General features: G+C 70.0%; 12 protein-coding genes. 7 read left to right on the top strand and 5 right to left on the bottom strand.

All coding sequences use genetic code 11. The annotated features are described in order from the left end of the window. Window positions 1-96: 96 nt before the first annotated feature. Window positions 97-555: a hypothetical protein gene (locus tag V6U86_RS28825; RefSeq protein WP_334508699.1), complete on the bottom strand. Its 459-nt coding sequence runs from the start codon at window positions 553-555 to the stop codon at window positions 97-99. Between the two features lie 249 nt (window positions 556-804). Here V6U86_RS28825 and V6U86_RS28820 point away from each other — a divergent pair, with 249 nt between their 5' ends. Then, complete coding sequence (locus tag V6U86_RS28820; RefSeq protein WP_334508696.1) at window positions 805-1,017, top strand: hypothetical protein; 213 nt, start codon at window positions 805-807, stop codon at window positions 1,015-1,017. Here the strand turns inward: V6U86_RS28820 and V6U86_RS28815 are convergent, their stop codons facing one another. After that, window positions 1,018-1,236 (bottom strand): hypothetical protein, encoded by a 219-nt coding sequence (locus V6U86_RS28815; protein WP_334508694.1) that lies wholly within the window; start codon window positions 1,234-1,236, stop codon window positions 1,018-1,020. 16 nt (window positions 1,237-1,252) lie between these two features. On the opposite strand from V6U86_RS28815, the gene V6U86_RS28810 reads away from it, so the two are divergent. Next, window positions 1,253-2,089 carry a DUF6193 family natural product biosynthesis protein gene (locus V6U86_RS28810; RefSeq protein ID WP_334508691.1) on the top strand — a complete coding sequence of 279 codons (837 nt, stop codon included), beginning with the start codon at window positions 1,253-1,255 and terminating at the stop codon, window positions 2,087-2,089. Window positions 2,090-2,181: 92 nt separating this feature from the next. After that, window positions 2,182-2,622, top strand: a complete 441-nt coding sequence (locus tag V6U86_RS28805) for a VOC family protein (RefSeq protein ID WP_334508689.1) — start codon at window positions 2,182-2,184, stop codon at window positions 2,620-2,622. 138 nt (window positions 2,623-2,760) lie between these two features. Here the strand turns inward: V6U86_RS28805 and V6U86_RS28800 are convergent, their stop codons facing one another. Next, window positions 2,761-3,480 (bottom strand): SDR family oxidoreductase, encoded by a 720-nt coding sequence (locus tag V6U86_RS28800; RefSeq protein ID WP_334508687.1) that lies wholly within the window; start codon window positions 3,478-3,480, stop codon window positions 2,761-2,763. Between the two features lie 169 nt (window positions 3,481-3,649). Between V6U86_RS28800 and V6U86_RS28795 the strand changes: the two genes are divergently transcribed. Next, a complete protein-coding gene (locus tag V6U86_RS28795; protein WP_334508685.1) occupies window positions 3,650-4,555 on the top strand; it encodes a LysR family transcriptional regulator in 906 nt (301 codons plus the stop codon). Here V6U86_RS28795 and V6U86_RS28790 read toward each other — a convergent pair. Next, entirely contained in the window at window positions 4,529-5,440 is a 912-nt protein-coding gene (locus V6U86_RS28790) for an NAD-dependent epimerase/dehydratase family protein (protein WP_334508683.1), read from the bottom strand. The two genes, V6U86_RS28795 and V6U86_RS28790, sit on opposite strands and share 27 nt — an antisense overlap. A gap of 281 nt (window positions 5,441-5,721) precedes the next feature. Here V6U86_RS28790 and V6U86_RS28785 point away from each other — a divergent pair, with 281 nt between their 5' ends. Together V6U86_RS28785 and V6U86_RS28780 are read left to right on the top strand one after the other, a co-directional pair. Then, the gene (locus V6U86_RS28785; RefSeq protein ID WP_334508681.1) at window positions 5,722-6,306 is read left to right on the top strand and encodes a hypothetical protein; all 585 of its coding nucleotides are present in this window, start codon (window positions 5,722-5,724) and stop codon (window positions 6,304-6,306) included. A gap of 29 nt (window positions 6,307-6,335) precedes the next feature. Beyond that, window positions 6,336-7,280 (top strand): acyltransferase domain-containing protein, encoded by a 945-nt coding sequence (locus V6U86_RS28780; RefSeq protein ID WP_334508679.1) that lies wholly within the window; start codon window positions 6,336-6,338, stop codon window positions 7,278-7,280. On the opposite strand, the gene V6U86_RS28775 is transcribed toward V6U86_RS28780, so the two are convergent. After that, window positions 7,219-7,665 (bottom strand): nuclear transport factor 2 family protein, encoded by a 447-nt coding sequence (locus tag V6U86_RS28775; RefSeq protein ID WP_334508677.1) that lies wholly within the window; start codon window positions 7,663-7,665, stop codon window positions 7,219-7,221. The genes V6U86_RS28780 and V6U86_RS28775 overlap by 62 nt on opposite strands. 80 nt (window positions 7,666-7,745) lie before the next feature. Between V6U86_RS28775 and V6U86_RS28770 the strand changes: the two genes are divergently transcribed. Beyond that, a complete protein-coding gene (locus V6U86_RS28770; protein ID WP_334508675.1) occupies window positions 7,746-8,513 on the top strand; it encodes a helix-turn-helix domain-containing protein in 768 nt (255 codons plus the stop codon). The last annotated feature ends 20 nt before the right edge of the window (window positions 8,514-8,533 follow it).

Here is an 8,533-nt window from a genome sequence, read left to right as displayed (position 1 = left end):
AGTATCCACATCATCAGCCCTGACCCTTGACGACCACACCAATCGCCTAACTGAACGGCGTTGGTTCTAGACCACCATGCTGTGGCGGATGGGTGCTTAGGCCGGGTAGTCGCGGAGAAACGAACGCGCTGCTGTCTTCATGGCCTCCACCGCTTCATCCGCCTCCTTGTTCCTCACGCCCCATCTGGCGTACAACTCTAGGAAGTGATCCCCGACCGATCGCAGTTCCGGCCGTCCGGTGTAGTAGGCCTGCCAGTAGATTTCGTGTGCCAGATCCTCTGGGTCACCCTTTCCGGCAAGGATTTCCGCTGCCGCTTGGCGCATGAGGTACAGCCGGGCGGCGCTCTCGCCCGGGACCGGGCAGCCCAGCTCATCCATCGCTTGCCGGAACAGGTCGACGGCTTCCCGCGGCTGGCCCTTCGACAGGCCGGCAAGCTCACGCAAGCTCGGAGAGTCGACGCCTCGGGTCAGAGCATGAGCAGCCGCCATTGGCAGGTCATCGCCGACCGACCCGTGCAGTGCCAGCCGAATGCCAAGGTTCCGCAGCTGCTCCATGGCGGAGAGGCTAGTACTCCACCCGCAAATCGTGATCTTCCTGTCGGCCTGTCGGAGGCCCTTCTCCTGGTGGACTTCATACTCGCTGGGTCGGCCTCTATGGCGAGACAAGCCGTCCCACCCGAAACCAGTGACCTCCACTGAGGCTGGTCGGTGGGCTCGCTGGCCGGGTGCCCGTCGCCATTATCGGTCAGGCAGTGGCAGCGCGCGGGGGCCTGGGTGGGGCCTGGTTCCCGCTACGGTGTCGCCATGTCTCGATTCAGCATGATGGCCCGCGTGGACACCCCTGGCGAGGTGGCCGACGCCGAAGCCTGGATCGCGCGATACCGAGAGTCGTTGACCTCAATCGCGGAGACCGGCTGCGGCTGCTGTGTACGTGCCTGGCAGATCGACGGACCGCAAGAGCTGGTCGACACCATCCCGCTGGTGCTCAGCGCCTCGACGGAGTGGGACCGGGACTAGTCACCCGCACGACCGCAGCTCGGCTAGGGGCCTCAGGGCAGCGGCGTACTGGTCGGCATCGAACGTCAACGTGCCAAGATTTCGCAGGTTGGGCACCTGGCGACCGAGCACGGTCAGTGTTGGGCGGGGGCGGTCCTTGGGCCAGCGCGAGGCGGCTCGGGGCATGAGCAGTTCGTGGGTGCGTTCTGCCAGGCCCAGCACGTTGAGCGTCTCGTTCACGTCGGCAAGGGTGCCAGTGGCCGTCCGCATCGTCCGCCGGTGTTCGCGTCGATCGGGCCCGGACGCACGGACGGCTGCCGGCACCGGGTTGCGGCAGAATGCCCGCATGCCCAGCGATCCCACCGTCGAAGACCTGTACCCCGAGGTGGCGGCGGCGGGCAGCCTTGCCGCCGCCCTCGATGCTGTCGCTGCTCGGCATGGTCTGTCGCTCGGAACGGTTCGAGCCCTGGACGGGTCGTCGCCCCTCACCTCGGCGAGTGTCCCTAGTGACTCGTCAGCTCGTGACGACCTCACGGTGAGTGCGAGCACCGGCGAACGCTGCTTCAAATTCGAAGGCTGGGGGCAGGGGATCCTGTTGATCGTTGGCGACACCGACGACCTGGTCGGGGTCGTCCGGACGGCGCACGACTGGCGCGCCGGCACGCCGTTGCACGACATCAGGCGCTCGGTGCCATTCGTCGCGCTGACTCGCCGCGGTGAAGTCGTCGAGCAAGGCCCGGCGGCAGTGGTGGCGGCCGAATGGCGGTGGCTCAGACAGCGCACCGAAGAGGCCGATTGGCCAAACCACACGGCGCTGATCGAGGCGGCCTACAACGAGCCCCGGCTACGGCAGCTCTACCCGTACACCAGTCATTCGGTCTTGAACTTCTCCACCACCACGGGATATCCGTTCTCGCCCAGCCCGGTCAGTCTCAGCGCGCATGGGTCGCCCTCAAACTTCCGGGTCTGGGGACGTAACGAGGTGATCGGCGAGACCGCGACCGCCACGGAGGCGGTGGCGCTCGCGGTTGCCCACCTTCCGGCCGGCCTCGGCCCGGCTGTCGCCGGGCGATACGAGGGGCAGCGCCGCTAGGCCAACCGCTCCGCATGTCGAGAACCGCCGAGTGGCTCCGTCTTCGGGGAGGATGCGGTCATCGTGACGGCACCAGAGCGGGGAGATCCAGCATGGCGATCCAGCGGATGGACAACGTCCTCATCGTTGTCGAGGACCTCGACGCGGTCATCGCGTTCTTCGTCGAACTCGGCATGGAGTTGGAGGGGCGAGGCCCGGTCGAGGGACGGTGGGTGGAGCGGGTCATCGGGATCGACGACGTGCGGCAGGAGGTCGCGATGCTGCGGACCCCGGACGGCCACGGCAAGGTCGAGCTGGCTATGTTCCACCGCCCGACGGCGGTCCGCGCGGAGCCGAAGGACGCGCCGGCGAACACGTTGGGGATTCGGCGGGTCATGTTCGCCGTCGACGACATCGACGACGTGATCACCCGGCTGCGCGGCCACGGCGCCGAACTCGTCGGGGAGGTGGAGCGGTTCGAGGACATCTTTCGGCTCTGCTACGTCCGCGGCCCGGAGGGCATCATCGTCGGCTTGGCCGAACAGCTCCGCTGACGGCCGCCGCAAGTCGGTCCACTACTTCAAGGATGTAGGGGCCTCGCGGGCGGCGGAGACCACTACATCAGTGAAGTAGTGCGGATCTTGGAGCGCGCAGACTCAGCGCGCAGCGCGCAGCGCGCAGGAGTAACGGGCTCAGGAGACCAGGGTGCCGCCGTCCACGGTCACCACCGTGCCGGTGGCGTAGGTCGCTCGCAGGAGGTAGACGAACGCCTCGGCGACCTCCTCGGGCTCGCCCACCCGGCCGAGCGGCAGCGACTCGCTGAGCTGCGCGTACATCTGCTCTCGGGTTTCTTCCGGCAGGGAGTCCCAGAGCGGGGAGCGGATCACGCCGGCGGAGACGGCGTTGACCCGGATCGGGGCGAGTTCGACGGCGAGCGCGCGGACCAGCGCGTCGATCGCCCCGGTGATGCTGGCGGCGACCGACCAGCCGGCGCTGGGCCGGTGGTTGGCGGTGCCGGTGGTGAGGGTGATCGACCCGCCGGGGCGCAGGTATGGCAGTGCCGCGTTGACCGCCGACAGGGAACCGAAGTAGCGCAGGTCGAAGGCGGTCCGGGCGGCGGTGAGGTCGAGGGCGTCGACGGACATCAGCGCGAGGGGTTCGCCGGCGGTGTAGACGAGGTGGTCGAACGAGCCGAGACCGTGGAACAGCCGGGACACGGCGTCCGGTTCGGTGAGGTTGGCGACGTACCCCTTGGTGGTGGTCGGCAGGGTCGTCAGGGCGCGGTCCACGCTGCGCTGGTTGCTGGAGGCGACCACGACCTGGGCGCCCTCGCGGGCGGCGAGGGCGGCGGTGGCGAGGCCGATCCCCGAGGTTCCGCCGAGTACGACGACGCGCTGGTCGATGAGGGTCATGACCGTGTCCTTCCGGATCGTGTGGTGGAGACGGTTACCACCGTGCTCCGCCGGGAACGTCCGTGTCCAAGACCTCTTTCACCTGCTGTGATGCCCGCTGGGCATCACTCCACTCATACCCCGCGGGTATCATGGATACCGCCCGGAGCGGCAACCGGACGGGGGCAGGGTGGACGTCGATCTGCGCAAGCTCCGCTACTTCGTGGCGGTCGCGGAGGAGCTGCACTTCGGTCGGGCCGCCGCCCGGCTGCACATCGCCCAGCCGGTCCTGTCGCGGCAGATCCGGGCCTTCGAGCGCGAACTGCACGCCGATCTCTTCGTTCGGGACCGCCGCTCCACGGTGCTCACCGAGGCCGGCAGACAGTTGCTGACCGACGCACGGCCGCTGCTCGCCTCGGCGGAGGCCCTGCTACGGCGGGTGCAACGGGCCGCCCACGGTCAACCGACGTTCACCATCGCGTTCATGCCCGGCCTTCTCGTCACCGCCGAGGCCCGTGCCATCGGCCAGCGGCACCCCGACCTGGCCGTCAACGTCGTCCGTACCTCCTGGGACGACCAGGCCGACATCGTCCGTGAGGGGCGCGTGGACGTCAGTTACGTACGGCTCCCGGTCGACCAGCGCGGCCTGCGCCTGCGGCCGCTGTTCACCGAACCCCGGGTCGTCGTCCTGCCCACCGATCACCGGCTGGCCGGCAAGGAGTCGGTCGACCTCGCCGAGCTGGTCGAGGAACGGCTGTTGCAGGACCCGGACGCGGTGCCGGAGTGGCGGGACCTGCCGAACCGTCCCACCGACCCCGATCCCCGCCTGCGGCCCGAGCTGAACTCCGTCGAGGAGAAGCTGGAACATGTCGCCGCGTACGCCGGGATGGTGATCCTGCCGCTGTCGACGGCGACGTTCTACAGGAGACCGGACGTCGTCCACGTGCCCGTCGCCGACCTCGGTGACAACCAGGTGTGCCTGGCCTGGGCCGAGGACAACCGCTCACCGCTGGTGCACGAGTTCGTCGGCCTCGCGACGTCACCACCGGGTGATCGGCGCCAAGGTGGATCAGGCGCTCCGGAAGGTCTCGCGTAGCGCCGGGTCCAGCGGGCGACCGCTCGTCGGCTCGATGAACAGGTCGGCGAGGAGGAGGTCGGCGAGGTAGGTGGGGTTGACGCCCGACTCCTTGCGCCCGAGGGACTGTAGCGCGCCGCCCAGTCGCAGGGCGGCCTTCGCGGCGCCGGACGGCATCCGCGCGACCCGGCGGCGCCGACCGACCGCGTCGGCGATACGCCCGATCATGTCGGTCCAGGTGAGGTTCTCGTCGGCGACCGGGAGGTCCGCGCCGCTGGCCTGCTCCAGGGCATCGACCGCGACCTCGGCCACGCTGCGCGCGGACGCCGCCGCGCTGCCGCCGATCGGGGCGACCAACGGGGTACGCGAGCGGGCCCACCGGTCCAGCGGCCCGGCCCAGTTGGGCAGCCGGTCGCCGGCCCGACCGAAGACGAAGGGCAGTTCGAGTACGGCGACCGGCAGGCTCTCGCCGGCTGCCGCCCGCCCCTCCCGGGCCTGCTCCAGGCGGCACCGGATGTACGTGTGCCGCTCGGCCAGGCGCCACTGCGGATGGAGCCGGTCGAAGTAGGTGTAGTAGGAGCCCATCACCACACCCCGGGTGAGACCTTCGAGGCGGGCGGCGGTGAACAGGCGCACCACCGGGTCGACGTTGTCGCGGCGGAACTCGGGATAGATCGGCTTGGGCAGCGGCCGTTGCTCGTCGGTGCGGGTGGCGTACACGACGCCGTCGTGACCGGCGAGCAACGGCCGCAGGTCGTCGATCGAGGCGGACCCGACATCGAGCAGGTGGTCGACGCCCGGCTGGGCGGTACGCGCCACCGTGGTCGCGGCGTGACCACGCTCCCGGAGCACGTCCACGACGTGAGCGCCGATCAGGCCGCTGCCACCCACCACAAGAATGCGCACGGCCCATCGTCCACTCTGGACCCGGCTCCTTGTCAAGCCGCGGCCGGCTGCGGCGACGGTGTGCTTCGAGCAGAATGGCACCCGGAGGTGATCGAGAGGCGACATGGCCGACGAACACCGTGCCCCTGCGCGTGTACGCGGATCTGGCCGGGCATCCGTTCTGCGTCCTCGTCGGCTGACCGGGTCGCTGCGGTCGACAACCGGCGAGGATGCGGTCCGCACCCCGACATTCGCCTAGATTCGGGGGTGCGGGACACCATCGCTGTGAAACGGGGTTGAGGATGCCGGAACCGCGCGCTTTCTGGCTGGACGAGCAGTTCGACCGCGAACACGGCACCGACGGGCGCGGCCGGTACGAGGCCGAGGTGCTTCGTCGGATCGACGACTTCGCCGACACCTGGGGTGACTTTGCGCCCGTGGCGTTCGCGGTGACGGCCTGGCGGCTGGCCACCGAGCTGTCGCCGGGCTTCGTCCGCTGGCACCGGCGGATCATCTCGGCGACCTGCGCGCGTAGCCCCTGGGACGGCAGCCTGGTCTGCGCGGTGACGGTTGCCTCCCGTTGGCCGGCCGAGCTGACCTGGACCAAGCAGTGGCAGCGCGACCGTGGTTGGCAGGACTGGCCCCAGATGTTCGGCCAGTTCACCACACCCACCGAGCAGGACCAGACGCGCCGCCCGCATCTGCGCGCGCTGCTTCAGGTGGAGGCGCCGCTCCCGCTCGACGATCTGCCGCCGACCCCCGACGGCCCGCACGATGACGTCGCCGTGGCGGCGCGCCGGGCTGTGGTGGTGCTTGCCCGGGAGCTCAACGACCTCCTCGCGCCGATGATCGGGCAGCTCGACGCCGGAGTGCCGGCGGACTCCTGAGCTGTCCGCCGGCCGGTAGGTTCGTCGGCGTGAATGTGGACGACATCGCCGCCCGGCTCGGGGTGCCCGTCGAGGACGTCGAGCGCGTGCACCGGCTCGCCGGTGGTGGGCCGTCAGCCCCGTTGCCAGCGAAGGCCGACGCGCCGGCGATCCTCGACCGGCTCGCCGTGCGGCCGGACGACGCCGCCGAGATCATGGCGGGCTGGCCGGACCCCGGCTCGCCGCTGTGGACGGCGGAGCTGCGCTGGCTGCTCGACCGCTCGATCGCGGTGATCCGCGCCGACCTCGGGGGCTACGACTGGCTGCCGCCCGGCCCGGAGCTGCCGCGAGACCGAGGGCCCGCCTGGCGGCATCTCTACGTGTACGCGTACCTGGCCCTGATCGACGTGGTGCGGGGGTATCACCGTGACCACGGTGTCCCCGATGCCGTGTCCTGGGCGACCCTCGCGGACCTCGGCCGTAACCTCGCGATCGACCGACGCATGCGCGGCGATGGCTGGCCGGTCATGCAGAGCTGGCTGACGCTGCACTCGCGCGGCGGCGTCTACGAGCTGGGCCGGCTACAGCACCAGCGCGGCGACGGCGCCATCGGCCTGCACGTCCCCGATTCGGGGCCGCTGGCCCCGGAGGCGGTCGCGGCGTCGCTGGACGAGGCCCGGGCGTTCTTCCCACGGCATTTTCCCGACGAGCGCTACACCAGGTTTTTCTGCGGCTCGTGGCTGCTCGACCCGCAGTTGCGGGAGTACCTTCCAGAGGACTCCAACATCGTGCGGTTCCAGCGCCGGTTCGAGCTGGAGCCCCACCAGGAGTCGGAGGGGCCGGACGCCGACATCGAGATGCTGCGGTTCGGGTTCCGCACCCTGACCACGCCGCTCGACGAGCTGCCGCGCCGCACCGTGCTCCAACGCGCGATCATCGACCACCTGCGGGCCGGCGGCCACTGGCACTGGCGCCGCGGCCACTTTCCGATCTAGCGACAGTCGGGTCCCACCACTCCCCATTGGCTGGCGCGTGGGCCGCCGGTTCGATGACCTCCCACACCTCCGCGATGCGCCCCTCGGCCATCCGCAGGACGTCGACCACCACGATCTCCGGCCCGGAACCGGGTAGTCGGCGTCGCGAGTGCACCACGACGTGCTCACCGTCGGCCAGCAGGTGCAGGATGTCGACCCGCATGCCGGCGGTCGGGCCCAGCGCGGCGCGGACGGCGGCGAGCCACTGCGTCCTGGTCGAGGTCGTCGAATCCGACCGGTGATGGATGAAGTCCTCGCTCAGGAACGAGGCGAGCGTGTCGACGTCGCCCGAGTCGACCAACCCCGCCAACGCACGTCCGACGATGCTCTTGTTCTCGGTGCTCATGGGGGAAAGTGTTTCCCCGGGCCCGGTGGTTGTCGATGACATCGCACTTCATGGCGTCCGCACCGACGATGAGTAGGCTCATGATCGTGTATGCGGTCGGGGAACTCCTACGGCATTGGCGCAAGCGCCGAGGGCTCAGCCAACTCGACCTGGCGATCGCCGCGGATGTCTCGGCCCGGCACGTCAGCCTGGTCGAGACCGGCAGGTCCACGCCAAGCGCCGACATGATCCTCCGGCTCGCCGACCAGCTGCACGTGCCGCTGCGTGATCGCAACCAGTTGTTGCTCGCCGCAGGCTTCGCGCCCCGCTACACGCAGCGCCCGCTCGACGACGCCGCCCTGTCGGGCGCCCTCGACGCGCTCCGCCGGGTGCTGCGGGCGCACGAACCGTATCCGGCGCTGGTCTTCGACCGGCGGTGGAACATCGTGCTGACCAACCGCGCGGTCGATCCGTTCTTCGCGTACGCGGCGCCCGACCTGTTGCGGCCACCGGTGAACCTGGTTCGGCTGGGCCTGCACCCGCGCGGGCTGGCCCCGCTGGTCGTCAACCTGGCGGACGTCCGGGCGGTGTTCCGCAGCCGCATCTCGCGCCAGCTCGCCGCGGCTCCCGACCCGGAACTCGCGGCGCTCTACGAAGAACTGCTGCACCCGCTAACCGAGGACCCGCCGGACCAACGGGTCGACGCCGACGTGGTGCTCCCGATGATCCTCCGGGTGGGCGATCGTGAGCTGCGGCTCTTCTCGACCATCACCACGTTCGGCACCCCGACAGACATCACGATCGAGGAGATCGCGGTCGAGTCCTACTACCCCGCGGACGCGGAGAGCGCGGCCTATTTCACGCGGTAGGGCCCGGCCTGGTCGGTCAC

The organism is Micromonospora sp. CPCC 205558 (assembly GCF_036902955.1).
GTDB lineage: Bacteria > Actinomycetota > Actinomycetes > Mycobacteriales > Micromonosporaceae > Micromonospora.
Note: the sequence above shows the minus strand (reverse complement) of the source record. Positions and strands in the feature narration are given on the sequence as shown.

What these genes read in the sequence shown, in the direction of transcription:
- V6U86_RS28825 (WP_334508699.1), bottom strand. Translation starts at nt 555, where the DNA reads ATGGAGCAGCTGCGGAACCTTGGCATTCGGCTGGCACTGCACGGGTCG.
- V6U86_RS28820 (WP_334508696.1), top strand. Translation starts at nt 805, where the DNA reads ATGTCTCGATTCAGCATGATGGCCCGCGTGGACACCCCTGGCGAGGTG.
- V6U86_RS28805 (WP_334508689.1), top strand. Translation starts at nt 2,182, where the DNA reads ATGGCGATCCAGCGGATGGACAACGTCCTCATCGTTGTCGAGGACCTC.
- V6U86_RS28800 (WP_334508687.1), bottom strand. Translation starts at nt 3,480, where the DNA reads ATGACCCTCATCGACCAGCGCGTCGTCGTACTCGGCGGAACCTCGGGG.
- V6U86_RS28785 (WP_334508681.1), top strand. Translation starts at nt 5,722, where the DNA reads ATGCCGGAACCGCGCGCTTTCTGGCTGGACGAGCAGTTCGACCGCGAA.
- V6U86_RS28775 (WP_334508677.1), bottom strand. Translation starts at nt 7,665, where the DNA reads ATGAGCACCGAGAACAAGAGCATCGTCGGACGTGCGTTGGCGGGGTTG.
- V6U86_RS28770 (WP_334508675.1), top strand. Translation starts at nt 7,746, where the DNA reads ATGATCGTGTATGCGGTCGGGGAACTCCTACGGCATTGGCGCAAGCGC.